Below are 24,309 nucleotides of genomic sequence, written 5' to 3'. Positions count from 1 at the left end.
CAGAGGGTAGAACAATGAAAAAGCTTCTTCTTTCGGGTGTGGCCCTCATCGCCGCAACCCAGATCGCCACCGCGCGCGACGTCACCGTGGCGCTGAGTTCGGACCTGCGCAGCAGCAATCCCGGCGTCAACCGCGACGGCAACACCGACAGCGTGATCCTGCACATCGTTGAGGGCCTCGTCGGCTACAACAATGGCGGCGAAGTGAAGCCGCTGCTTGCCAAGAGCTTCGAGACCTCGGCCGACGGCCTCACCTATACGTTCAAGCTGCGCACCGACGTGAAATTCCACAACGGCAAGCCGCTGACGGCCGACGACGTGGTGTGGAACTGGACGCGCTACCTGAAGCCCGACACGAAATGGACCTGCATCAAGGACTTTGCCGAGGGCGGTGCTGCGGCAGTGACCGGCGTGACCGCGGTCGATGCCGGAACGGTCGAGATCAAGCTTGCAAAGCCGTCCGCCGTCTTCCTCGGCCTGATGTCGCGGCCGGAATGCGGTTTTACGGGGATCATTTCACCGGACTCCGTCGCTGCGGACGGCAGCTTCGCCAAGCCGATCGGCACCGGCCCCTTCCAGTGGGACGAGTGGAAGAAGGGTGAATACATCCACCTCACCAAGTTCGCCGACTACGTCTCGCCGGAAAACAATGGCCAGCCGGACGGCATGGTCGGCTCCAAGCGGCCGCTGATGGATGGCGTCAAGTTCATGATCATTCCGGACGCCTCGACCATCAAGGCAGGTCTGCAATCCGGCGTGCTCGACACGGCGGAAATCTCGCCGGACCTCATCCCGGAATTCAAGGATAGCGAGAAGACCCAGCTCATCGTCGCGCGCAACAACGGCAAGAACCTCCTCTACATCCAGACCCGCGACAAGGTGTTGAGCAAGCCCGGCGTGCGCCGCGCCATGGCGATGGCGCTCGACCTCGACCAACTCGTCGCTGCCGCCTCCAATGGCACCGGCGAGGCGAACGGCTCGATGGTCTCGCAGGACTCCGTCTACTTCAGCGAAACCCAGAAGAAGCGGCTGCCCTATGACATCGAGGCCGCCAAGAAGGAACTGGCGGATGCCGGCTACAATGGCGAGCCGATCTCGATCATCGCCAACAAGCGCGGCAACGTGCCGAGCTTCCCGGCTGCCGTCATGGCGCAGGCCATGATGCAGCAGGTGGGCCTCAACGTTCAGATCGAAGTACTGGACTACGCGACCCAGGTCGACCGCCGCCGTTCCGGCAACTACCAGGTCATCTCCCAGTCGGTATCACCGCGCCTCGACCCGGCGCTGATGTATGCCTTCTATGTCGGCAACAAGGACGAGAACGCCTCGCTGATGTGGGACGATCCGAAGGCGATCGAACTGATGAAGGCGGCCTATGTCGAGGCCGACCAGGCCAAGCGCCAGAAAATCTTCGACGAATTCCACGAGCTGATGCTGAAGGAAATGCCCGGCATCTTCCTCTACGACATGGTCGATGTGTGGGGCGCGACGAAGGCGCTTAAGGGCCAGCCGGTCTGGCAGTCGAATGCCCGTCTCTGGGAAGTGTCGGTCGAGGAATAGGCCCGGTTTCCGCGCCGCAGGCGGCCCCGGCGCGGGCCAGTTTGATCATCATCATTGCGGCCCGGCGGCCTATCCGCCGGGCGCCTGGCCCGCTGTTGTCTGCGGGTGGATAGAAGCGAGGACGGATTATGGATCGGGATGCCGTGGCGGCACTTTCCGCAGCAATCGAGGCGATGGCGCCCGATTTTACGACGATCAGCGACAGCATCTGGGATTTCGCCGAGCTGAAATTCGAGGAGCAGCAATCCTCGACACTTCTGGCGAAGGCGCTTGAGGACAACGGCTTTGCCGTGCGCCGTGGCGTCGCCGGCATGGAGACGGCGTTCATCGGCGAGGCCGGCAGCGGCGCCCCGGTCATCGCCTTCCTGGGCGAATTCGATGCGCTGGCCGGCATGAGCCAGCTCGCCGGCATTGCCGAGGCGAAGCCGGCTGTCGATGGCGCCACCGGTCATGGCTGCGGTCACAACCTGCTCGGCGTCGGTTCGCTGATGGCGGCCATTGCGCTCTCCCGTCATTTGAAGACGCATAACCTGCCCGGTACGGTGCGCTACTACGGTTGCCCGGGTGAGGAGGGCGGCTCCGGCAAGACCTTCATGGTGCGGGCCGGCCTGTTCGACGATGTCGACACCGCCCTGACCTGGCATCCGGCCCCCTTCAACGGCGTGCGCTCGACCAACAATCTCGCCGTGCTCGAATATTTCTACCGCTTCAAGGGCATTGCCGCCCATGCGGCCAACGCCGCCCATCTCGGTCGCTCGGCGCTCGACGCGGTAGAACTGATGAATGTCGGCGTCAACTTCCTGCGCGAGCACATGCCGCAGGATTGCCGCGTGCACTACGCCATCACCGATGCGGGCGGCAAGGCGGCGAACGTCGTCCAAGCGAAGGCCGAGGTGATGTACCTGATCCGCGCGCCGGAAATGGCGCAGGCGCTGGCTCTCGCGGCACGGGTGGACAAGGTTGCGCGCGGCGCGGCGATGATGACGGAGACGGAGGTGGAGATCGTCTTCGACACCGCCTCGACCAACCTCCTGCCCAATCTCGCGCTGGAGACGGCGCTGCACGAAAATCTGGTGGCGCTCGGCCCCGTCGCTTTCGACGAGCGGGACATCGCCTTTGCCCGGTCGATCCAGGAGACCTTTACGGAGGAGGCGATCAGCAGCAGCATCCGGCTCTACCGGATCAAGGACGACGTCTTCTCCAACGCCCGGATCGACGGCTCGACACCGCTGCATCTCGGCCTGCGCGCCTTCGAAGGCGAATCCCATTTCCGCGCCGGCTCCACCGATGTGGGTGACGTCAGTTGGGTGACGCCGACGGCGCAATGCTGGACGCCCGCCTGGGCCATCGGCACCAATCCGCACACCTGGCAGGTGGTGGCGCAGGGCAGAAGCCCCGCCGCGCACAAGGCGATGGCGCACGCCGCCAAGGCGCTCGCCGCCACCGGGCTTTCGCTGCTGACCACGCCGGACCTGCTTGCCGCAGCGAAGGCCGAATGGCGGGAGAAAACAGACGGAAAACCCTATGTCTGCCCGATCCCGGCCGATGTAATGCCGGGTGTGGGGCTAACGGAACGACCGTAAAGCCGGACGAGACAGGGCGGGTTCGTCCGGCGGTATTTCACGCCGGACACTGTCCAATCAGTCTCGCGATGTCCTCGCGCCGGAACGGAACCTGATTGACGTCGACGGGCTCCTGATAGGTGCGGGCATATTGGTGGCCGGAATAGACGGCTGCCGCGATCAGGCCCGGCGCGAGGCAATCGCCGAGCCGGGTCACGGTCCTGATGCCGGCATCGGCCCACTCGTCTTCCCGCGCCTTGAGCGCCAGCCAAAGCGTTTCGTCCGGCAGGCGGGCGGTGACGGGCACGAGCGTGGCGCAATCGACCGGCCGGATCTTTCCGCTGTAGATGCAGGACAGCTTCAGCTGATCCTTCGTGCGGCCGCCCAGTGCTTGTGCCGTGATGATCTCGACGCCGAGATCAATGAGGCGGCGCTGAACGCGGCCCTGTTCCAGCGTGTTCTTGCTCCACGGGGATACCTGGGCTTCGGGCGTCACGAAGATCACGGTGCGGCCGGCCTTCGCGAGCAGTTCGGCAAGCACGCTGCCTATGTAGAAACAGTCGTCGTCGAACACGACGACCGGGCCATCGGCGGGCACTGCCTGGGCGCCGTCGGAGAGGATGGCATCGGGCGAGACGACGGTGCCTTCCGCCAGGAAATCGAGCGGCGTGCGGTGGGTGCGGCCGACGCCGTCGGTGCGCCAGCGTGCGCCGGTGGCGATCGCCACATGGGGGATGGCGTATTGCAGCACGTCGTCGGCGGAAAGCGGGCTGTGCAGATAGAGTTCGGCGTTGACGCGAGTGCTTAGCTGGCCGACGCGCCAGTCGCGCACACGGCCCCAGGTGGCGAGCCCCGGCAGGCGACATTCGCGCGCAACGCGGCCGCCCCATTCGCCACCGCCTTCCGCCAGAACCACATCGACGCCCCGTTCGGCGAGCGCCCGTGCGGCCTCCAGGCCGGCCGGGCCGCCGCCGATGACAAGGGCGGGCTCGGGTGTTTCGGCCCTTGTGATGATCTCCGGGTGCCAGCCCTTGCGCCACTCCTCGCCGATCGTCGGATTCTGCGTGCAGCGCATCGGTACGTTGGTGTTGTCGCCAGAGGTACAGATGTTGCAGCCGATGCATTCGCGAATGTCGTCGATGCGGCCGTCCTCGATCTTTTTCGGCAGGTAGGGATCGGCAATCGAAGGGCGTGCCGCGCCGATGAAATCGAGAATGCCCTGCCTGACCACCCGCACCATGCTGTCCGGTGACGTATAGCGGCCGACACCGACCACCGGCTTGGTGGTGACGGATTTGACGAAGCGGGTATAGGGCTCCTGGTAGCCCTCCTCGGAGAAGCGGGCCGTCTGGCTGTCGTTCGACCAGTCGGACAGGTTGACGTCCCAGAGATCGGGAAGCTCGGCAAGGGCTGTGATGATGTCCTTGCCTTCCCCCTCGCTGGTGATGCCAGACGGTCCCATCAGTTCGTCGACGGCCAGGCGTATGGCGAGCGCGCAGGTATCGCCGATCGCCTCGCGCGTATCGTCGATGATTTCGCGAAACAGCCGGAGCCGGTTTTCGAACGAGCCGCCATATTCGTCGCTGCGGTCGTTGTGGCGGCGGGACAGGAAGTGCTGCAGCACGCTCATGTCATGGCCGGCATAGAGATAGACGATGTCGAAGCCGGCCCGTTTGGCGCGGAGTGCAGCGTTGCGATACCAGCGCCGCATGTCGGCGATGTCGGCCTTGTCCATGGCGCGCGCCTGGACGGGATCGAGGCTGTCGGTGATGGTGTGGGACGGGGCGAGCGGGATCATCCGGCTGAAACGGTTGGCGACATGCAGGCCGTTGTGCACGAGCTGGATGGCGGCGAGGCTGTCATGGGCGTGGATGCGTTCGGTCACGGCCGACAGCGCCGGCAGGTCGCCATCATCCCAAAGCCGGGCTTCGTTGGCCGGCGTCAGGTCGGAGGTCGGGTGGATTTCGGCTTCCTGGGTGGAGACGACAGCCCAGCCACCCTCCGCCTTCATGCCGCGCAGCTGGGCTTCCGCATTCGGATAGCGGTAACCCATGCCGGAACAGTGCGGCACCTGGTAGAAACGGTTGCGCGCCGTGACCGGGCCGATCTTGACGGGTTCGAAGAGAATATCGAAGCGGGGATCTCGGGTCATGGCCTGTCATCCTGAAAGAAGCTGAGGTCCGCCGCTTGAGGGGGCGGCGGTCGGATGATCGACAGGATATCGGGAACGCACAAGCAGGCAAGAGAATTGCTATACGTTTGTATAATTCCTTCATGGCAAACAGTTTTGATCTTAGTCCGTTTCGTCATGATGGGTCCGTTTGGGTTTTGACCCGGCTCTCGTTTGACCGGTGCGCCTATCACCCGGAAAATCTCCGTTCGCCCGTTTACGCTCCCCGGGGTGCGCGTTACATCTGGCCTATCGAAACAGAAGCCGGAGCGCGAACGCATGGCGAAGTCCCACAAGAAGGCCGAGGATTGGTGGCGCGGCGCGGTGATCTATCAGGTCTATCCCCGCTCGTTCCAGGATACGACCGGCGACGGCATGGGGGATCTTCGCGGCATCACGAAGCGGCTCGGGCACATTGCCTCGCTCGGCGTCGATGCGATCTGGCTCTCGCCCTTCTTCAAGTCGCCGATGGGGGATATGGGCTATGACGTTTCGGACTACTGCGATGTCGACCCGATGTTCGGAACGCTCGCCGATTTTGACGCCATGCTGGCGGAGGCCCACCGCCTCGGCCTGAAGATCATCATCGACCAGGTGATCTCGCACACATCCGACCAGCATCAATGGTTCGTGGAAAGCCGGTCCAGCCGTTCGAACCCCAAGGCGGACTGGTATGTCTGGGCCGAACCGAAGCCGGACGGCACGGCGCCCAACAACTGGCTGTCGATCTTCGGCGGCCCAGGCTGGGAATGGGACGGCGTGCGCAAGCAATACTACATGCACAACTTCCTGACCTCGCAGCCGGATCTCAATTTCCACAATCCGGATGTGCAGGACGCGCTTTTGAAGACCGTGCGCTTCTGGCTCGACCGCGGGGTGGATGGCTTCCGTCTCGATACGGTGAACTTCTATTTCCACGACAAGAAGCTGCGCGACAACCCCCCCCATGAGCCGGACCCCGACGGGATCGGCCTCGATGCGCCAGACGTCAACCCCTACGGCATGCAGACGCACCGCTACGACAAGACGCAGCCGGAGAATGTCGGTTTCCTGAAACGCTTCCGGGCGCTGCTCGACGAGTATGAGGGGCGCATGACGGTCGGCGAGGTGGGCGACGGCGCGCGCTCGCTGAAGACGGTCGCCGAGTATACCAGCGGCGGCGACAAGCTGAACATGTGTTACACATTCGACCTGCTCGGGCCGGATTTTACCGCCGATCATGTGCGCAAATGCGTGCAGAGTTTTCAGAAAGCGGTGACGGACGGCTGGGTTTGCTGGGCTTTCTCCAACCACGACGTCAACCGCCATGTCAGCCGCTTCATCAAGACACCGGAGGAACGCGAGCGCGTTGCCAAGCTGGCGATCACCCTGCTTTCGACCCTGCGTGGCTCGATCTGCCTCTACCAGGGCGAAGAGCTCGGCCTGACTGAAGCCGATCTCGCCTTCGAGGACCTGCGCGACCCCTACGGCATCCGCTTCTGGCCGGCCTTCAAGGGCCGCGACGGATGCCGCACGCCGATGCCCTGGCAGCACAACGAGGCCCATGCCGGCTTCAGCACGGGAAAACCCTGGCTGCCGGTGCCGGAGGATCACGCCCGCCACGCCGTGGACACGCAGGAAAAGGTCTCCGGCTCCGTGCTCAACCACTACCGTGCGACGCTTGCCTTCCGGAAGGCGCACGACGTGCTTCACGACGGCGACATGGCCTTCCTGCACTCAAACCAGGACATCCTGGCCTTCACCCGTGAGAAGGGCGGCGAAAAGCTGCTCTTCGTCTTCAATCTGACGCGGGAAAAGGCCGAGTTCGTGCCGGCGAAATCGCTGAAGCTCGGCGAACCGCTGCCGGTGCCCGGCTTCGGCGCGAAGCTGAAGGACGGGACGATCGAGCTGGACGGGCTGGATATGGCGTGCGTGCGGCTTTGAAGGTTTGGGCCTGGGCGCTTGGATTGCGCACCGGGAGAAACGGTTCTCTCACCCGATCAGCGCAAACCGGTCCACATCCACCATGCCCTTATCCGAAATCTTCAGATGCGGGATGACGGGGAGTGGCAGGAAGGCAAGTTGCAGGAAGGGTTCTTCGAGCGTCGCGCCCAGCGCGAAGGCGGCCTGGCGCAGGTGGTGCAGCGTGTCGCGGACCGTCTCGTAGGGTTCGAGGCTCATCAGGCCGGCGACGGGCAACGCGATCTCGCCGGTCACCTTGCCGTCCTCCACCACGACGAAGCCGCCCTTGATTTCGCCCAGGCGATTGGCTGCGCGCGCCATGTCATCCTCGTCGACGCCGACGACGCAGATATTGTGGCTGTCATGGCCGACGGTCGAGGCGATGGCACCTTTCGTCAGCCCGAAACCCTGCACGAAGCCGTTGGCATGATTGCCGTTCTTGCCGTGACGCTCGATGACGGCGACCTTGATGATGTCCTGCGCGAGGTCGATGGTCGTCTGGTTGCCCTTGGAAGGCAGGCGGTAGCGGCGGTGCTCGGTGATGATCTTGCCCGGCAGGACGCCCATGACCGGCGTTTCGCCATCCGTGACGGGAACTGCGAAATGGGCGGCGGCGACGGGCCGTGCCTTGACGCTGTCGAGACCGACGGGTGCCACGGGCTTGCGGGTCGCGAAAAGCGCGTCATCGACCTTCCGCCCGCCCGAGAACACGATCTCCGCCTTGCAATTTTCCAGCGTGTCGATGATGACGAGATCGGCCCGCCAGCCGGGCGCGACGAGGCCGCGATCGCGCAGCCCGAAGGCCTTGGCGGCGGAAATCGAGGCGGCACGATAGACGGCGAGCGGCGCGCGACCGTGGCCGATCGCGGTGCGGATCATATAGTCGAGATGGCCCTGTTCGGCGATGTCGAGCGGGTTTCGGTCATCCGTGCACAGTGCGATGAACGGCGAAAGCCGCTCGGTCATGATCGGCAGCAGCGCCAGCAGGTCTTTCGATACCGAGCCCTCGCGCACGAGGATGTGCATGCCCTTGCGGATCTTCTCCAGCGCCTCCTCGGCGGTCGTGCATTCATGTTCCGTGCGGATGCCGGCGGAGAGATAGCCGTTGAGATCGTTGCCGGAGAGCAGCGGCGCATGGCCATCGATATGGCCGCCCTGGAAGGCTTCCAGCTTGGCGAGACAGATCGGATCCTTGTGAATGACGCCCGGGAAATTCATGAATTCCGCCAGGCCGATGACCTTCGGATGATGGCGGAAGGGCAGCAGGCGCTCGATTGGCAGGTCGGCGCCCGAGGTCTCCAGATGTGTCGCCGGCACGCAGCTCGACAGCTGAACGCGGATATCCATGATGGTTTCGAGCGCGCTGTCGAGGAAAAACTCGATGCCCTCGCTGCCGAGCACATTGGCGATCTCGTGCGGATCGCAGATGACGGTCGTCACGCCATATGGCAGCACGCAGCGATCGAATTCGTGCGGCGTGACCAGCGACGATTCGATGTGCAGATGGGTATCGATGAAGCCGGGAACGACGATGCGGCCGGAAATGTCGATTTCGGTGCGGCCCCGGTAGTTGCCACAGGTGCCGACGATGCGGTCGCCCGAAATCGCGATATCCGAAGCGACGAGTTCACCCGTCACGAGATCGAAAAACTGCCCGCCCTTCAACACGATATCGGCGGGCTCGCGGCCGGTTCCCTGATCGATGAAGCGTTCCAAGTCGGTCATGGCGAAGTCTCCGAATCCTTTTGGAAGACTCTAGCGGTACCGCGGGAAGAGGGAAGGGCCGATGCGGTGAAACTTCAGACCGGAAATGTCACGGAAAAGGCGAAACGCCTGCTTTCGCCGGCGGAAAGCGCGGTCGTGGAGGGCCGGTCCTTCAATTCGCGTGAGCCGCCGAATTCCGCCGCCGTGCCATGCCAGGGCTCGATGCAGAGGAAGGGTGCGCCGGGCTTGGTCCAGAGCGCGAGGTTCGGCAGGTTTTCGAAATGGAATTTCAGCACCCGGCCGCCCTCGGCTTCGTAGGTCAGACCATCGCCCGCGCCTTCGGGGAAAACCAGAGCATCGTTTTCGAACTGGCCTTGCGCAAGAACGAGCCGGCCTTTGCAGAAGGGCGAGGTTTCCCGAGCCTGGGACAGCAGGCCGTTTTCCAGCGGCTGGCGCTTTGGTTCGGCGCCATTGTCGAGCATCACCACATGCGGCTTGCCGTCGCCGCCGGGCAATGGCCAGAGGAAGGCGGGGTGGAAGCCGCAACCGAAGGGCATGGGGACATCGCCGCGATTTTCGACTTCGGCGGCGACGGTGAGGGTCGGGCCATCGAGGCTGTGCTTGACGGATAGCCGGAAGTCGAACGGATAGGTAGCACGGGTGTCTTCGGTGGCGTCCAGCGTATAGCGGCAGAGGGTTGCCGTCGCGCTGGCCAGTGAAAACTCCCGCCGCCGGGCAAAGCCGTGCTGCGCCATCGTGTAAGGTTTGCCGTCGATCAGGAGCGTATCGTCCGGCGCCTTGCCGACGATCGGGAAGAGCACCGGCGAGCGCCCGGTCCAGAAGGCGGCGTCACCGTTCCACAGCCAGTTGGCGCCGTCGCGTGTCATAACAGCCTGCATTTCGGCGCCGAGCGAGGAAACCTCGATCGAGAGGACGTCGTTTGCGATGCGGGTGATGGTCGGCATGATCGTGGCCCCATGGTTTCTGTGCGGCACAATAGCGCCGAAACCGGGTGGGCTTGCAAGCGCTATCCCGACGCGGCTAGGTATCGGCAATCGCGTGGCAGACAGAGGAATGAATGCAGGTATCCCCTATCATACGACAGGCCGAGACTTCCGAGATCGATGCGCTTGCGCAGCTATGGCATGCCGGCTGGCAGGATGCGCATGCGGCATTGCTTCCGGCCGCACTTGCCCGCCTGCGCACGCTCCAGAGTTTTGCAGAGCGCCTGCAGGGCATGCTCGCCGATGTGCGGGTTATCGGTGATTTCGGCGCACCGCTCGGCTTCTGTGCCATCAAACACGATGAGCTGGATCAGCTGTTCGTCGCGCCGGAGGGGCGGGGTACGGGCATGGCGGCGGCGCTCGTGGCGGATGCCGAGCAGCGTCTTGCCGCGCATGGCGTGACGACGGCCTGGCTTGCCTGCGCGATCGGCAATCATCGGGCAGCGCGCTTCTACGAGAAATGCGGATGGACGCTCGCCGGCACCGTCGTCAACCGGCTGGACACGGTCCAGGGGCCGTTTGATCTGGAGATCTGGCGCTACGAAAAGACACTTCCACCCGCGGCTTAACGGTTGCTGGCGAGAGGGGCCGGGCCTATGCTGGGCGTATGAACCGGAACGACGCGGCAGGCCCGATCATCGTCTTCGATGCGGAGTGCATTCTCTGCACGGCCAATGCGCAATTCGTGCTCAAGCACGACAACAACAGGCATTTTCGCCTTGCCTCCACGCAGAAGGAGGTGGGGGCAGCGCTCTATCGTCGCTTCGGCATCGATCCGGCCAATCCGGAATCGATGATCGTTGTTGCGGGTGATCGGCTGTTCAGGGACAGCGATGCGGTACTGGCGATCTATGCCGGCCTCGGCTGGCCCTGGAAGGCGGTTTCCCTGCTACGCGCCATCCCGCGTTTCCTGCGCGACCCCGTCTATCGCTGGCTCGCGCGCAACCGCTACCGCATCTTCGGGCGGCGCGACGCCTGTTGGGTGCCATCACCGGGCGATGCGGATCGGGTGCTGTGAAAAGCGTTATCGTGCTGGGCGGTTACGGCGGTTTTGGCGCGCGGCTTTCGAAACGGCTGGCAGCGGATGGCTGGGCGGTGCTGGTCGCCGGCCGGAATGCCGTAGCGGCGGAACGTCTTGCGGCCGAATTGCCCAATGCCCGGCCGCTGGTCGTGGATCGGAATGGTGATCTCCGTCCTGTCCTTCAAGCGGCTCGTCCCTTCCTGCTGATCGATGCGGCCGGCCCCTTTCAGGGGAGCGGCTACCAGGTCGTGGAAGCCTGCATCGCTTGCGGCGTGCACTATATAGACTTGGCGGACGCTCGCGATTTCGTCTGCGGCATTGGACGACTGGACGAAGCGGCAAAGGCGGCAGGCGTTGCGGTGGTGTCCGGCGGCTCCAGCGTGCCGGCGCTGTCCGGTGCCGTGATTGCGGAACTGTCCCGCGGCATGGAGGAGGCCTGCTCGGTCGAAACCTCGATCAGCGCCTCCAACCGCGCAACGGCGGGCGCCTCGGTTGCGGCGGCGATCCTGAGTTATGTCGGCAAGCCTGTGCGCCTCTGGCATGGCCGGCGCTGGCGGCAGGAAACGGGCTGGCATCGGCTTCATGTTCAGGACTACCGCGTCCCCGGCCGCGTGCCGATCCGGCGGCTGGTGGCGCTGGTGGATGTGCCGGATCACGATATCGTTCCGAGTGCCGTTCCCGGAAAGCCGGCGACCACGTTTCGCGCCGGACCGGAATTCTCCTTTCAGCTTCTGACGCTCTGGCTCCTGAGCTGGCCGGTGAAATGGGGCTGGGTTCGCTCGCTGTCACCCTTTGCGCGTTGGCTGTTGCCGCTTCAGAAACTGAGCGCGCGCCTCGGCACCGATCGGTCGGCCATGGCGATCGAGGTCAAGGGCATATCGGAGGGCGAACCGGTGGTGCGCCGCTGGACGCTGATTGCGGAAAACGGTGATGGGCCGGAAATCCCGACCATTGCCGCCCATGTGCTCGCACAGGCCCTTCCTGCCGGGCAACTTGCGCCCGGTGCGCGCCACGCGGCGGGCCAAGTGACGCTCGATGACTTCAATCCGCATCTCGACAGGCTTGCCATTTTCCGGACGGTCGAAAGTCGGCCCTACGTGCCGCTTTACCGCCGTGTCATCGGGCCGGCCTATACGGTCATGCCGAAACCCGTCCGCGACATGCACGATATCGTCGGTGATGCGGGCGCTTGCGGGCGCGGGGAGGTGCAACGGGGCGGCTCGCCTCTTGCTCGTCTTGTCTGCGCCGTCATGCGTTTCCCGCCGGAGGGTGAGCACGACCTGCACGTCTCCTTCGTCGAACGCAACGGCGTCGAACGCTGGACGCGGGATTTTGCCGGCCATGCCTTTACGAGCAAGCTCGGGCAGCGCGGCGACCGTCTCGTCGAGCGGTTCGGCCCGATGCGGTTTTCCTTCGACCTGCCTTCCGATGCGTCCGGCCTGACGATGGTGATGCGGGGCTGGTCCATCCTCGGCATTCCCATGCCGCTGTGGCTTGCGCCACGCAGTGAGGCGCGGGAATGGGCGGAGGGCGAGGATTTCTGCTTCGACGTGCCGATCGCATTGCCGGGTATCGGCACGGTCGTGCACTATTCCGGCCGCCTGCGGCGAGTTTGACCGAGCCAACAAAAATGGCGGCCGGAGCCGCCATTCGCAATCTGTCGGATGGACCGGATCAGATGTTGTTCTGCAGCACCTCGCGCAGCTTGCCGAACAGTTCGTCGATATGGTGCTTCTCGATGATGAGCGGCGGGGAGAGCGCGATGATATCGCCGGTCGTGCGGATGAGCAGGCCCTTTTCGTAGGCCTTGAGGAAGGCGTTGAAGGCGCGCTTGGTCGGCTCGCCGGCAATGGGGGCGAGTTCGATGGCGCCGATCAGGCCGACATTTCTGACATCGATGACATTCGGGCAATCCTTCAGCGAATGCAGGCCGTCTTCCCAGTAGGAGGCGAGTTCGCTCGCGCGGGTCAGCAGGCCTTCTTCCTTGTAGGTGTCGAGCGTGCCAAGGGCTGCGGCGCAGGCGATCGGGTTGCCGGAATAGGTGTAGCCATGCATGAACTCGATCATGTGCTCCGGGCCGTTCATGAAGGCATCATGGATCTCGGAGGTCACGAAGACGGCGCCCATCGGGATCACGCCGTTGGTGAGGCCCTTGGCGGTGGTGATGATATCCGGCTTCACGTCGAAATACTGCGCGGCGAACGGTGCGCCGAGGCGGCCGAAACCGGTGATGACTTCGTCGAAGATCAGCAGAATGCCGTGTTGCGTGCAGATCTCACGCAGCTTCTGAAGATAACCCTTCGGGGGAATGAGCACGCCGGTGGAGCCGGCGACCGGTTCAACGATGACAGCGGCGATGGTCGAGGCGTCATGCAGGGTGATGATGCGCTGGAGTTCGCTGGCAACGTCGCCGCCATGCTCCGGCTCGCCGCGGGTGAAGGCGTTCTTGTCCGGGAAATGGGTGTGCGGCATGTGGTCGACGCCGGTGAGCAGCGTGCCGAACATCTTGCGGTTGGACACGATGCCGCCAACGGAAATGCCGCCGAAATTGACGCCGTGATAGCCGCGCTCGCGGCCGATCAGGCGGAAGCGCGAACCGTCACCCTTGGCGCGGTGGTATGCGAGCGCGACCTTGAGCGCGGTCTCGACCGATTCCGAGCCGGAATTGGTATAGAGGACATGGTTCATGCCCTCGGGGGCGATGTCGACGAGACGATTGGCAAGCTCGAACGCCTTGGGGTGGCCGAGCTGGAAGGCGGGTGCATAGTCGAGTTCGCCGGCCTGTTCGCGGATCGCCTCGGTGATCTTCGGGCGGCAGTGGCCGGCATTGACGCACCAGAGGCCAGCGGTGCCATCGAGCACCTGGCGACCGTCATGGGTGGTGTAATACATGTCCTTGGCGCCGACGAAGAGGCGCGGCTCCTTCTTGAACTGCCGGTTTGCCGTGAACGGCATCCAGAAGGCACGCAGATCGTTGGGGGTGTTGAGGCGGTTGGACATGCGGTCTCTCCATGGCCTTTGGAATGCGGGGGCCGTCCCGGCTGGCAATGCGGATGGTTGGATTTTTACCCGGTGGTCAAAGTATCAAGGCGATTCATGTCGTCAAGACGATGATTCCACGCAAAACGCCTCGGATCGTCATCCGAGGCGTTACGAATCAAGGCTTTTCAGCGCCATTCAGGCGATACGGAGCTTCTTTTCCGCGTTTCCATGGCTGGCGGCAGCCTTGTAGATGCGATCAAGCGAATCGAGGATTGTCAGAACGGCGTCCGACTTGCTCGAATAGTAGATCGTCTGGGCATCGCGACGGGTGGTCACGAGATTCTGCGCACGCAGCTTCGACAGGTGCTGCGACAGGGCCGATTGGCTGAGGCCGACCTGGTTTGCCAGGGCTCCGACGGCGATCTCACCCTCGACAAGAACCTTCAGAATGAGCAGGCGCTTCGGGTTCGCCATGGCGGAAAGAAAGTCGGATGCAACTTCGGCCTGCGCATGTTCTGCGTCTGAAATCTTGTCCATCTGAAACTCCTTCGGGCGCTTCCGCTTCAAATCATATGATTTTATGTTAATCCGCTTGTTAGCATATAAACAAAACCCCCTTCATCAAGAGCCAGAAATGGGGGTATGCTGCACGCATAGCGATAAACGCATACCGCAATCGCAGAAAGCGTCCAAGCGGACGGTTGCGGAAATGCCGGTTCTTCAGCCGGTCGCTCTGGTTTCTTTCAGTAAACGCGCAAGTTCGCTGCGGAGTTCCACGGCCTGATCAAGTTCGCGTGAAAACTCCAGTCGCTTCAATTTGTCACCGCTCGCAAGGTCTATACCGCCGGCATCGAGGCCGACAATGGTCCACTCGCCGTCTTTCGCACCGCAATAGTGGCGCGCATAGATGCCGGCTGCTTCCGCATGATCGCTGTTCATGTGTTCGATGGCGCCGGCTTCCATGTCAGCGAGCGCGCTGCGGGCGGCCGAGTGAATCAGCAGGTCGTCGGCGGTGAGCACGAAAGCTTTGCCGAAGCCGCCGTTGAGATGGGCGCGCAGCGGCACGAGCCGAAAGAAGGCGAAATCCGGGAAATCGACGTAGAGCTTTGCCTTGGGGTGGCGGCGGACGAATCGCGCACGCAATGCCGCATGAGCGTCGCTGTCGCGCGCCACCTCCTCGGCCTCGCAGATGACCGTCAGGCGCGGATGGGCGAGCGGATCGCCCTTGCCGGGCTCGCCGGCGAGCAGCGAGGCGCGGGGATCGCGGCGCAACGCCTGGGTGTGGACGGAAAGCGCCGAGACGAGGATGACTGGCGTGCCGTCCGTATCGGTGCCGGTCAGCGTGCGGCTGGCGAAGGGTGCGCCGCTTTCCGGCTCGATGACCGCGAGTGCGCAGCTCCGGGCCGAGCGCAGCAGGGTGCGGGCGAGGCGACGCGCGTCGTCGTCGGTTTCGCGCAGAACGCTTGGTTTATCCTTCTCGGCCATCATGCTTGCTCCGGTCGTCTTTCCAAATGAAAAAGGCAGCGCCCGTTTTAGGCGCTGCCTTATCTAGTCCGATCGGAGCGGTCTGTCAGCCGCGACGACGGTGCCGCGTCAATCCGGTCACGACATCCTGTGCGCTGATCGTGCCGATCACCGTGCCGTTTTCGACGACACCGACATTGCCGGGCGTGCGCGACATGGCGTCGAGGATGTCGACGAGCGGGGTCTCCCGTGTCGCGGTTGCCGTTACGCCGCCATTGGCGGAGGCGCCCTGCTGCATGACGTCCTGCGCCGTCAGCATGGTGATCGGGTTCATGTTCTGCACGAAATCCGCGACATACTGGTTGGCCGGGTTCTTCACGATATCCTGCGGCGTGCCGCACTGGATGATGCGTCCGCCCTCCATGATGGCGATGCGGTTGCCGATGCGGAAGGCCTCGTCGAGATCGTGGCTGACGAAGAGAATGGTCTTCTTCAGCCGGCGCTGGAACTCCAGCAACTCGTCCTGCAGGCGCGTGCGGATCAACGGGTCGAGGGCCGAGAACGGCTCGTCCATGAGCAGGATCGGCGCGCCCGTTGCAAAGGCGCGGGCGAGGCCCACGCGCTGCTGCATGCCGCCCGACAGCTCGTTCACCTTGCGGTCCGCCCACTTGGCGAGGTTGACGAGCTCGAGCTGTTCGGCAACGCGGGCCTTGCGCTCGGCATCCGGCACGCCGGCAAGCTCGAGGCCGAAGCCGACATTGTCGGCGACGGTGCGCCAGGGCAGCAGCGCGAACTGCTGGAACACCATGGAGACGGTGTGCATGCGGAAGTCGCGCAGCGCCTTGGGCGTCGATGCATAGGGGTTCACGCTGCCGCTGCCGGCCTTCACCTGGACATCACCGCGCACCACGGGCGCAAGCCCGTTGACGGCGCGAAGAAGCGTCGACTTGCCGGAGCCGGACAGGCCCATCAGCACGAGGATTTCGCCCTCGGTGATCGACAGCGTGGCATCGGCGACGCCGAGCACGAGGCCGGTTTCCGCGCCGATCTCGTCGCGGGACTTGCCTGCATCGGCCATCGCCAGCGCCTTCTGCGGGCTGTCGCCGAAGATGATGGAGACGTTCTTGAAGACGACGGATTCAGTCATCATGCGTCTCCATCGTCGGAAGAGCGGAAGAGGCGGTCGAGGATGATCGCCAGGATCACGATACAGAGACCGGCCTCGAAGCCCATGGAGATGTTCACGGTGTTGAGCGCGCGGACCACCGGAACGCCAAGACCCTTGGCGCCGACGAGGGCGGCGATGACCACCATCGAGAGCGAAAGCATGATGGTCTGGGTGAGACCGGCCATGATCTGCGGCGTCGCGAAGGGCAGTTCCACCTTGCGCAGCACCTGGCTTGGCGTCGCGCCGAAGGCCTGGGCCGCTTCGACCAGCGAAGGCGGCGTCGAAATGATGCCGAGGCGGGTGAGGCGGATCGGCGCGGGGATAGCGAAGATCACCGTTGCGATCAGGCCGGGCACCATGCCCAGGCCGAAGAGAATGAGCGCCGGGATCAGATAGACGAAGGTCGGGATCGTCTGCATGAGATCGAGGATCGGCCTGAGGATCGAGTAGAACCACGGCCGGCGTGCGGCGGCGATGCCGAGCGGCACGCCAACGACCATGCTGACGCCGGTCGCGGCCAGCACGAGCGCCAGCGTCTCCGTCGTTTCCTTCCAGTAGCCCTGGTTCACGATGAGCAGCAGGCCGAGGAAGGTGAAGACCGCGACGCCGATCGAGCGGCGGAAATACCAGCTCGCGCCCGTGACGAGCAGGATGAGCGCTATCGCATAACCGAACTTGCCGCCGGCACTGGAGAAGGGGCCTTGCAGCACGAAGAGCACGGCATCGATGCCGGCCTGCAGGAAGACCTTGAGGAAATCGAACAGTCCCTTGCCATTCGTCGTCAGCCAGCTGACGGCTTCCTTGGCGATCGGACCGATCGGAATTTTTGAGACGGTAAGCCAATCCACGAGAGTATGTCCCTGGCTGGAGTTCGACGATGCACGCTAGATTCGCAAAACGCGGCAAGCAAGGCCGCTCGGGCCTGCTTGCTGGAATGCAGTATCCGGAGGCAAGAAGGGCGGGAAAGTTTCCTCCCCGCCCTTTTTCGGCCTATTAGAGACCGAGTGCCGTTTTCACAGCCGGCAGGGCCTCGCCGCTGCCGTCCTTGGTGGTCACGCCTGCAAGCCACGGCTCGATGGCCGCAGGATTTGCCTTGATCCATTCGGTCGCCGCCGTTTCCGGATCCTTGCCGTCGTTCAGGATCTTGCCCATGACCTGGTTTTCCATCTCCAGCGAGAACTTGAGGTTCTGCAGGAACTTGCCGACATTCGGGCATTCGGTGGTGTAGCCCTTGCGTACGTTGGTGTAGATCGTCGCGCCGCCGAAGTTCGGGCCGAAGACGTCGTCGCCGCCCGTCAGGTAGGTGAGCTTGAAGTTGGCGTTCATCGGGTGCGGCTCCCAGCCGAGGAAGACGACCGGGGTGCCTTCCTGCTCGGCGCGGGCCACTTCCGCCAGCATGCCCTGTTCGGACGATTCAACGACCTCGAAGCCCGTGAGGCCGAACTTGTCGCCGGAAACCATGTCGATGATCAGGCGGTTGCCGTCATTGCCCGGCTCGATGCCGTAGATCTTGTTGCCGAGCGCTTCCTTCTGCTTGGCGATGTCGGCGAAGTCCTTGATGCCGAGTTCGGCGCCCTTGGCATTGGTCGCGAGCGTGTATTTCGCGCCCTCAAGGTTTTCGCGAACGGTCTCGACCGAGCCGTCCTCGCGGAATGGCTTGATATCGGCTTCCATGGTCGGCATCCAGTTGCCGAGGAAAACGTCGATGTCCTTGTTGCTGAGCGAGGTGTAGGTGACCGGAACGGAGAGTACGGTGGTTTCCGTTTCGTAGCCGAGGCTCTTCAGGACGACGGTCGCGGTCGCGGTCGTGGCGGTAATGTCCGTCCAGCCGACATCCGAGAAACGGACCTTGCCACAGCTTTCCGCTTCGGCGGCCGAAACATGGGCGACGCCAAGTGCGAGGACGGATACGGCGGCGGCAAGAAAGGTCTTCAATGGTGATACAGTCTTCATTTTATAGCTCCCCTTATAACTGGTTGTTTAGCCAATCATCAAAACGATATGCTTTCAAGCGCCTTGGCGTAACCGGAAGCTGCTGAATCGTCCAATAAATTTCGGGCCGGTTCGCAATTGTGCACATGGATGTCGCAACGGATGGGCCGCGCTGTTTTCTGTGGTTTTCCGCCCTTTCCGGCTGGAAAATTGCGCCTTCCCGCGTCATGAGGCAGGGACGGAGAAAATCATGGCCAAGCTCTATTTCAGTTACGCGACGATGAACGCGGGCAAGTCGACATTGCTCTTGCAGGCGTCCTACAATTACCGCGAACGCGGCATGCGGACGGCGATCTTCATCGCCTCCTTCGATGACCGCGCCGGCCAGGGCCGCATCTCCTCGCGCATCGGGCTGACCTCGGATGCCATCGCTTTCGACCACACCGACGATCTCTACCGCCACATCGAAGAACTGAAGGGCGACGGCGAGGGCGACATCGCCTGCGTCTTCGTCGACGAGGCGCAGTTCCTCTCCGAAGAGCAGGTCTGGCAGCTTGCCCGCGTCGCCGACCGGCTCTCCATTCCGGTCATGGCCTATGGCCTGCGCACGGATTTTCAGGGCAAGCTCTTCCCCGGTTCGAAGGCACTGCTCGCCATCGCCGACGAAATGCGCGAGGTGCGCACCATCTGCCATTGCGGCCGCAAGGCGACGATGGTCGTGAGGCTCGGCGCGGACGGCAAGGCGGCAAAGGATGGCGCACAGGTGGAAATCGGCGGCAATGACAAGTACGTTTCCTATTGCCGCCGCCACTGGGACGACATCATGAACGCCGATTGACGGCGAAGGGCGGGGACAAGGACAATGATGAAACATCTTCTCGCATTGGTCGCCGCCTCCCTCTGTCTTGCCGCCCCCGCGCTGGCGGAGGGCGATGCAGTTGCGGGAAAAACAGTCTTCAAGAAATGCGCGCCCTGTCACTCGACGGAACAGGTCAACCGCGTCGGGCCGACGCTCGCCGGCATTGTCGGCCGCCCGGTCGCGACCATCGCGGACTACAATTACTCCCCGGCGATGCGCGCCTTTGCCGATGGCGGTCGTGTCTGGAACGAGGCGCAGATCGCCGAATATCTCCTGTCGCCCAAGGCGATGGTGCCGGGCACGCGCATGACCTTCGCCGGTCTCAGGAAGATCGAGGATATCGCCAATCTCATCGCCTATCTCAAGGCGCCGGCTGGCTACTAGGCGCACACCGAAAATTTTCACGCGGGCCTTGCGGGTATTCTCCTGCGTCCCACATCTTGTCTCGTAATGCTGGCGGGCAGGTTCCTATCTGTCTGAAATCGTATAGTGTTGCTGCGATGGAATAAATCGGACGGCGCAGACGTCTGCCGTGGAGAGTTTTAAGGGGACAAGGCATGGCCACACTTCAGAACTTCGATGCGGAAATCGAGAAGACGCGCAGCGTCGTGAACCAGATGCGCAGCAAGATGGATCAGTCGAGCACCGTACTCGACCAGTTCGCCAAGGCGGACACCAAGCTCGGCGACGTCAATTTCGACATCGAGAACGCCCGTATCTCGGATGTCATCAATCAGCAGAAGGTGATGGAAGGCAACATCGCCGACCTCATCATCGGCCTCGAAGACGCGACCAACATTTTCGGTACCGAATTCGAGAGCATGAAGAGCTATACGGGCTACGAAAAATTCATCGGCATCTTCTCCAAGCAGAAGATGCAGCGCATGCGCACCGACCGCGTGCGCAACATGTCGCTTGCCGGCAATCTCCAGGAGCTGCTGTCCAAGTCCGACACGATCGTCGGCATCCTGAAAGAGCAGAAGTCGATCCTCGACCAGCGCTACAAGACCTCGGAAGCGAGCCTCGTTCAGGTTATCGAACGCCGCAAGGGCACGATGGTGAACCTTGAGGCGACGCAGAAGCGCATCGAGGAACTGAATCCGCTTCTCATGGACCTCGAAAACCGCATCGCCGCCTCGACGGACCAGAAGGCGCGCACCGACCTCGAAGGCGAGCGTTCGGCGCTGGCGACCGAATACAACCAGATGCAGGCAAAAGAGCAGGAGCTTCTGGCCGAAAGCCAGACGCTGGAGCGCTACACCTCGATGTTCCAGACCTTCGTCGATTCGCTCAACAACCAGATCGCCGCGCAGAACACGCTGATCAACAAGCTGACGATCGATACCGAGCAGCGTATCGTGCTCTACAAGGCGCTGGAGGATTCGTTGAAGACGGCCGCCCAGCAGGACGTCGCGCACAAGATCAACACGCTCGGCTCTCAGGTCGATACCGCCGCGGAAGAGACCATGGCCGGCATCGGCTCGGCGGCGCAGCGTCATATCGGCGACCTTCTCGAAATGCACGAGAAGAACATGCTGTCGACCCAGGACATCCAGCGCCGCAAGAAGCTCGCCGATGACGCCTTCGCCCGCCGCTTCCAGGCGGTCATGGATAAGCACAACACTGCGAACTATGTGAAGCAGTGATAGTCTGCATGCCGAGGTCGCGTATCGTGTCACCCCCCTCTGCCCTGCCGGGCATCTCCCCCACACGGGGAGAGATCGGCAAGTGGCGCAGGCACTGCATTCAGCGCGACGTCAATCATCGGCGAGGTGTTCGCCCCATCCAATCTCGCCCCGTGTGGGGGAGATGCCCGGCAGGGCAGAGGGGGGTATTGCCCGCATACACGGGTAACGGGGTATCTACCCAATGAACGTCCCCGCCGACAGCGCCATCGCGCAGTATTTCTCGACCATCCGGTCGGCCCTGGGTGGCCTTGAGATCTTCCTTGCCGACCGCAATTCGCCGCTCTATCGCAACAGCGTGGTGGGTGAGGTTGTCGTGCCCTATCTGGCGCGGCTGAAGGCCTCGTTTGCCTGCTGGGAAAACCGTATCGGCTTCGTCCAGCAGTTCCGCGTCTCGCGGGCGGAAAGCGGATTTCCGGTCTATCAGAACGTGCTGGAGCTGGAAAACGACCGGCAGAGCGCGGAAAAACGCCTCGCGGCCATTCCGAATGCCGATCAGCTTCGCGGCGAAATGGCGGATTTCATCCTGCGCCAGAAGGCCTTCCCGACCGATCTCCAGTCACGCATGGCCGAGCGGCTCTATCTCGAGCAGATCGGCAAGGGCGACATTTTTTCACCCTTCGTGCTGCCGGAGACGATCCGGGTGGCGGTCAACCCGAAGACCATGCGGCCCTACTACGTCGTGTGCTGGGGTGCCTTTGATGGCACGGCGACGCTGCCGATGGTCTATATGGCGACGATCGAGGATTCGAGCGAGAACGTCATGAAGATGCTGGTCGGCCAGGACGGCAAGCTAAACCCGGAGGTGGATATTCCACTTCCGGTCGGCGGCCTGCTCAACCCGGAGCTCGCCAGCCGCTTCGACGATTTCACGCTGAAGAACAGCGCCTATTCGCTGACGCCGGTCACGATCGCCACCAATCTCGACAAGGATTTCCCGACGTTGCATCCCAAGCAGTTGCGTCGCATCGTACTCGGGCCGTTCTATTCGGCGGGCATCACCGAGAACAACGAGCGGGTCAACGAGATCCTCTCCAAGGTGCGCAAGCCGGAGAATGCCTGGCTGCTGACCTGGACGGTGCAGGAGGTGTTCTCCAAGGCCGAGCGTCCGGCGCAGAAGGGTTTCTGGAGTTCCACCCCGGCGCAGGAAGAATTCCACATCGAGACCGACGATCTCGAAGCCGCCCGCATGGGCGTCAGCGCGTATGAAAAACATGCGCTTGTGCCGCATGATGCCTATCAGGCGCTGTACGCGGCCGGCGAGACCGCCGGCATCTTCGGCGCCTACAAGGTGCATGTGATTTCCGGAAACCAGGTGATCAGCGAGGGCTAATTCATGAGCCTCAATGCCGGACTGACGACGATCCACGAAGACGATATCGCCAAGCATCAGGCCATGGCGCAGAGCCTCGTCACCAAGCTCGTCATCCTCGAAAGCGAGGACGGCAAGAGCGGTACGGCGCTCGCCGGCACCGGGCGACGCTTCGTCTCGACTGTTTCCACCGCCGGCACCCGGCGCACGCGCGAGGTGGAGCTGGCGAAGACAATCCAATCCGTGCGCGTGGCCGATCCGCTGCTTTCACCGCAGCAGCATGCCGTGCTTTTCCGCGCGCGGCGTGGCGTGCAGGTGGCGCTGGCGGTGACGGACGCGTTTTCCCGCCAAACCAATCTCGAAGGCCTGCAATCGCGCAACCTCGCGTCACCGCTGGCTGGCGACGAGGCCAACCAGTTCAAGGCGCTTCTTGCGGCTTCCGCCTACATCGCCGCCTTCACCTTCGCTGCTTATCTTGGCGCGACGCTGCCGGGCGAGGGGGAACCGGTGGAGGACGGTGGCGAGCCGGACTACCTGTTCGATACGCCGCAGGATGCGCTGAAGAGCATGGTCGCTGGTCTCGACCGCACGATTGCCGGCGCGCCGGACGATGCGGCGCTCGTCAGTCGAGCACGCGCTTTTTCTCGGGTCGCGATCGAAGGGCTGATCGGGCGCCGGGCGCGCTTCACCGGGCTTGCCGGTTTCGAGAACGCGCATATCCGCATCGAGCAGGATGATTTTACGCTGTCCGGCTTCGATGTCGCGCCCGGCCAGAAGCGCAAGCCGCTGATCATGACTTTCAAGAAGCCGGAAGAGATCATCGGCAACCACATCGCCAAATATCAGGCGATGAAGCTTGCCAAGATGCTCGTCGCCTATGATTTCGAGCGGCAGCTCAACCCCTTCGTCGAGCTCGGCGGCTTCCTCTTCACCTTCATCGGCGACGGCATGCCGGGCACCGGCAAGACGATCCTCATCCAGATGCTTGCCGGTCTCGTCAACGATTACTGCGAGATCGCCGGCTACGCCTTCCACTACGAGAATTTCGGTGTCGACCAGATTTCCTCCTACCAGGGCAAATCCGGCCAGAACTGCAAGGAATTCGTCAACAACGTCATCAACCCGAAGGCGATCGGTTTCGGCACGATCGACGACGTGGACCAGGTGGTCGCCAAGCGCTCAGACGACCGGGCTTCTGCCGGCCAGCACGAGGTGACGGCGGTGCTGATGGAGAGTTTTGCCGGCGCATCCACGGTCATCCGCGGCAACTGCACATTCGGCATGTTCTCCAACTATCCGGAAAATGTCGACGATGCACTGCGCCAGCGCGCCGGCGCCCGCTGGCTGGTCGACGGGCCGCAGACCGAGGACGATTACATCGACATTTTTGCCATGCTGGTCGGCAAGAACCATTCGATCCCGCTCGGCGAGCACAAGCTGTTCGAGGGGCAGGAAATCAAGCGCGCCGTTTCCACCTCCTACGAGCAGCATGCCAAGCCGCAGGAAGACGGCCTTCTCGCCGTCTGGGAAGCGCATGAGAAGGAGCACGGCGCGGTCAAGTCGCTCGCCGATGTCGGCGCATACCTCCACCGCATCAAGATCGCCGAGCCGCGTTTCACCGGCCGCGCCATCAAGAACATCACCGACGCGATCAAGATGCGCGCTATGGACGTGGAACTGCCGGACGACTGGTTCGCCACGCCGCAAGCCTTCATGCACAAGGGCTACGACGAGAAGAAGGCGATGATCGAGGAACTGCGCGGGCCGATCTCGATGGAGATGGTTCTCCAGGAGATCAACCGCTACGCCGACTCGGAATTCCGCTACACCGACAAATCCGATGACGCCGCCGTCACCGACATCATCCGCCGCGAGCGCCAGCGCGAAAAGGCGATCCGCGAGATGGAGACGATGAAGGCGGAGGGGCGGTGGTAAGAGGGGAGTTA

20 protein-coding genes are annotated in these 24,309 nt (G+C 63.1%); 11 read left to right on the top strand and 9 right to left on the bottom strand.

All coding sequences use genetic code 11. The annotated features are described in order from the left end of the window. Positions 1-14 precede the first annotated feature (14 nt). Together AC1RT2_RS21760 and AC1RT2_RS21755 are read left to right on the top strand one after the other, a co-directional pair. On the top strand, positions 15-1,559 hold the full coding sequence (locus AC1RT2_RS21760) for an ABC transporter substrate-binding protein (RefSeq protein ID WP_493105236.1): 1,545 nt from the start codon (positions 15-17) through the stop codon (positions 1,557-1,559). A 128-nt stretch (positions 1,560-1,687) separates the two neighbouring features. Continuing rightward, complete coding sequence (locus AC1RT2_RS21755; RefSeq protein WP_493105234.1) at positions 1,688-3,142, top strand: M20 family metallopeptidase; 1,455 nt, start codon at positions 1,688-1,690, stop codon at positions 3,140-3,142. Positions 3,143-3,179: 37 nt separating this feature from the next. Here AC1RT2_RS21755 and AC1RT2_RS21750 read toward each other — a convergent pair whose 3' ends face one another. After that, positions 3,180-5,273 (bottom strand): oxidoreductase, encoded by a 2,094-nt coding sequence (locus tag AC1RT2_RS21750; RefSeq protein WP_493105232.1) that lies wholly within the window; start codon positions 5,271-5,273, stop codon positions 3,180-3,182. 297 nt (positions 5,274-5,570) lie between these two features. On the opposite strand from AC1RT2_RS21750, the gene bglA reads away from it, so the two are divergent. Then, positions 5,571-7,214, top strand: a complete 1,644-nt coding sequence (gene bglA / locus AC1RT2_RS21745; RefSeq protein WP_493105227.1) for a beta-galactosidase BglA — start codon at positions 5,571-5,573, stop codon at positions 7,212-7,214. Between the two features lie 48 nt (positions 7,215-7,262). Here the strand turns inward: bglA and ade are convergent, their stop codons facing one another. After that, on the bottom strand, positions 7,263-8,957 hold the full coding sequence (gene ade / locus AC1RT2_RS21740; protein WP_493105225.1) for an adenine deaminase: 1,695 nt from the start codon (positions 8,955-8,957) through the stop codon (positions 7,263-7,265). Between the two features lie 74 nt (positions 8,958-9,031). Next, positions 9,032-9,901 (bottom strand): aldose 1-epimerase family protein, encoded by an 870-nt coding sequence (locus tag AC1RT2_RS21735; RefSeq protein ID WP_493105223.1) that lies wholly within the window; start codon positions 9,899-9,901, stop codon positions 9,032-9,034. 113 nt (positions 9,902-10,014) lie between these two features. Here AC1RT2_RS21735 and AC1RT2_RS21730 point away from each other — a divergent pair, with 113 nt between their 5' ends. The 3 genes from AC1RT2_RS21730 to AC1RT2_RS21720 are packed head-to-tail and all read left to right on the top strand — an operon-like array spanning position 10,015 to position 12,577. Next, a complete protein-coding gene (locus AC1RT2_RS21730; protein ID WP_493105221.1) occupies positions 10,015-10,509 on the top strand; it encodes a GNAT family N-acetyltransferase in 495 nt (164 codons plus the stop codon). A gap of 38 nt (positions 10,510-10,547) precedes the next feature. Continuing rightward, entirely contained in the window at positions 10,548-10,958 is a 411-nt protein-coding gene (locus AC1RT2_RS21725) for a thiol-disulfide oxidoreductase DCC family protein (RefSeq protein ID WP_493105219.1), read from the top strand. Then, a complete protein-coding gene (locus AC1RT2_RS21720; protein WP_493105217.1) occupies positions 10,955-12,577 on the top strand; it encodes a saccharopine dehydrogenase family protein in 1,623 nt (540 codons plus the stop codon). Before AC1RT2_RS21725 ends, AC1RT2_RS21720 begins: the two co-directional genes overlap by 4 nt. 58 nt (positions 12,578-12,635) lie before the next feature. On the opposite strand, the gene aptA is transcribed toward AC1RT2_RS21720, so the two are convergent. The 6 genes from aptA to AC1RT2_RS21690 form a co-directional block, all read right to left on the bottom strand. Then, positions 12,636-13,961 carry an omega-aminotransferase AptA gene (aptA, locus tag AC1RT2_RS21715; RefSeq protein WP_493105215.1) on the bottom strand — a complete coding sequence of 442 codons (1,326 nt, stop codon included), beginning with the start codon at positions 13,959-13,961 and terminating at the stop codon, positions 12,636-12,638. Between the two features lie 177 nt (positions 13,962-14,138). After that, positions 14,139-14,480 carry an ArsR/SmtB family transcription factor gene (locus AC1RT2_RS21710; RefSeq protein WP_069058021.1) on the bottom strand — a complete coding sequence of 114 codons (342 nt, stop codon included), beginning with the start codon at positions 14,478-14,480 and terminating at the stop codon, positions 14,139-14,141. Between the two features lie 183 nt (positions 14,481-14,663). Continuing rightward, complete coding sequence (locus AC1RT2_RS21705) at positions 14,664-15,428, bottom strand: HugZ family pyridoxamine 5'-phosphate oxidase (protein ID WP_069061300.1); 765 nt, start codon at positions 15,426-15,428, stop codon at positions 14,664-14,666. 85 nt (positions 15,429-15,513) lie between these two features. Then, complete coding sequence (gene choV / locus AC1RT2_RS21700) at positions 15,514-16,554, bottom strand: choline ABC transporter ATP-binding protein (protein ID WP_069058022.1); 1,041 nt, start codon at positions 16,552-16,554, stop codon at positions 15,514-15,516. Further along, the gene (gene choW / locus AC1RT2_RS21695) at positions 16,554-17,423 is read right to left on the bottom strand and encodes a choline ABC transporter permease subunit (RefSeq protein ID WP_069058023.1); all 870 of its coding nucleotides are present in this window, start codon (positions 17,421-17,423) and stop codon (positions 16,554-16,556) included. Before choW ends, choV begins: the two co-directional genes overlap by 1 nt. Positions 17,424-17,568: 145 nt before the next feature. After that, positions 17,569-18,528: a choline ABC transporter substrate-binding protein gene (locus AC1RT2_RS21690; RefSeq protein ID WP_493105212.1), complete on the bottom strand. Its 960-nt coding sequence runs from the start codon at positions 18,526-18,528 to the stop codon at positions 17,569-17,571. Positions 18,529-18,757: 229 nt separating this feature from the next. Between AC1RT2_RS21690 and AC1RT2_RS21685 the strand changes: the two genes are divergently transcribed. From AC1RT2_RS21685 to AC1RT2_RS21665, 5 genes are all read left to right on the top strand, one after another. Then, positions 18,758-19,345 (top strand): thymidine kinase, encoded by a 588-nt coding sequence (locus AC1RT2_RS21685; RefSeq protein ID WP_493105211.1) that lies wholly within the window; start codon positions 18,758-18,760, stop codon positions 19,343-19,345. Between the two features lie 27 nt (positions 19,346-19,372). Further along, a complete protein-coding gene (locus tag AC1RT2_RS21680) occupies positions 19,373-19,750 on the top strand; it encodes a c-type cytochrome (protein ID WP_069061301.1) in 378 nt (125 codons plus the stop codon). Positions 19,751-19,923: 173 nt separating this feature from the next. Continuing rightward, a complete protein-coding gene (locus AC1RT2_RS21675; RefSeq protein ID WP_069058026.1) occupies positions 19,924-21,012 on the top strand; it encodes a hypothetical protein in 1,089 nt (362 codons plus the stop codon). 223 nt (positions 21,013-21,235) lie between these two features. Then, entirely contained in the window at positions 21,236-22,384 is a 1,149-nt protein-coding gene (locus tag AC1RT2_RS21670) for a hypothetical protein (RefSeq protein ID WP_493105209.1), read from the top strand. Positions 22,385-22,387: 3 nt separating this feature from the next. Then, positions 22,388-24,298, top strand: a complete 1,911-nt coding sequence (locus AC1RT2_RS21665) for an AAA family ATPase (protein WP_493105207.1) — start codon at positions 22,388-22,390, stop codon at positions 24,296-24,298. Positions 24,299-24,309: the final 11 nt, after the last annotated feature.

It is taken from the genome of Shinella sp. GW821-FHT11G07 (genome assembly GCF_058808115.1).
Note: the sequence above shows the minus strand (reverse complement) of the source record. Positions and strands in the feature narration are given on the sequence as shown.

What these genes read in the sequence shown, in the direction of transcription:
- AC1RT2_RS21760 (WP_493105236.1), top strand. Translation starts at nt 15, where the DNA reads ATGAAAAAGCTTCTTCTTTCGGGTGTGGCCCTCATCGCCGCAACCCAG.
- AC1RT2_RS21755 (WP_493105234.1), top strand. Translation starts at nt 1,688, where the DNA reads ATGGATCGGGATGCCGTGGCGGCACTTTCCGCAGCAATCGAGGCGATG.
- AC1RT2_RS21750 (WP_493105232.1), bottom strand. Translation starts at nt 5,273, where the DNA reads ATGACCCGAGATCCCCGCTTCGATATTCTCTTCGAACCCGTCAAGATC.
- bglA (WP_493105227.1), top strand. Translation starts at nt 5,571, where the DNA reads ATGGCGAAGTCCCACAAGAAGGCCGAGGATTGGTGGCGCGGCGCGGTG.
- ade (WP_493105225.1), bottom strand. Translation starts at nt 8,957, where the DNA reads ATGACCGACTTGGAACGCTTCATCGATCAGGGAACCGGCCGCGAGCCC.
- AC1RT2_RS21735 (WP_493105223.1), bottom strand. Translation starts at nt 9,901, where the DNA reads ATGCCGACCATCACCCGCATCGCAAACGACGTCCTCTCGATCGAGGTT.
- AC1RT2_RS21730 (WP_493105221.1), top strand. Translation starts at nt 10,015, where the DNA reads ATGCAGGTATCCCCTATCATACGACAGGCCGAGACTTCCGAGATCGAT.
- AC1RT2_RS21725 (WP_493105219.1), top strand. Translation starts at nt 10,548, where the DNA reads ATGAACCGGAACGACGCGGCAGGCCCGATCATCGTCTTCGATGCGGAG.
- aptA (WP_493105215.1), bottom strand. Translation starts at nt 13,961, where the DNA reads ATGTCCAACCGCCTCAACACCCCCAACGATCTGCGTGCCTTCTGGATG.
- AC1RT2_RS21710 (WP_069058021.1), bottom strand. Translation starts at nt 14,480, where the DNA reads ATGGACAAGATTTCAGACGCAGAACATGCGCAGGCCGAAGTTGCATCC.
- AC1RT2_RS21705 (WP_069061300.1), bottom strand. Translation starts at nt 15,428, where the DNA reads ATGGCCGAGAAGGATAAACCAAGCGTTCTGCGCGAAACCGACGACGAC.
- choV (WP_069058022.1), bottom strand. Translation starts at nt 16,554, where the DNA reads ATGACTGAATCCGTCGTCTTCAAGAACGTCTCCATCATCTTCGGCGAC.
- AC1RT2_RS21690 (WP_493105212.1), bottom strand. Translation starts at nt 18,528, where the DNA reads ATGAAGACTGTATCACCATTGAAGACCTTTCTTGCCGCCGCCGTATCC.
- AC1RT2_RS21685 (WP_493105211.1), top strand. Translation starts at nt 18,758, where the DNA reads ATGGCCAAGCTCTATTTCAGTTACGCGACGATGAACGCGGGCAAGTCG.
- AC1RT2_RS21680 (WP_069061301.1), top strand. Translation starts at nt 19,373, where the DNA reads ATGAAACATCTTCTCGCATTGGTCGCCGCCTCCCTCTGTCTTGCCGCC.
- AC1RT2_RS21675 (WP_069058026.1), top strand. Translation starts at nt 19,924, where the DNA reads ATGGCCACACTTCAGAACTTCGATGCGGAAATCGAGAAGACGCGCAGC.
- AC1RT2_RS21670 (WP_493105209.1), top strand. Translation starts at nt 21,236, where the DNA reads ATGAACGTCCCCGCCGACAGCGCCATCGCGCAGTATTTCTCGACCATC.
- AC1RT2_RS21665 (WP_493105207.1), top strand. Translation starts at nt 22,388, where the DNA reads ATGAGCCTCAATGCCGGACTGACGACGATCCACGAAGACGATATCGCC.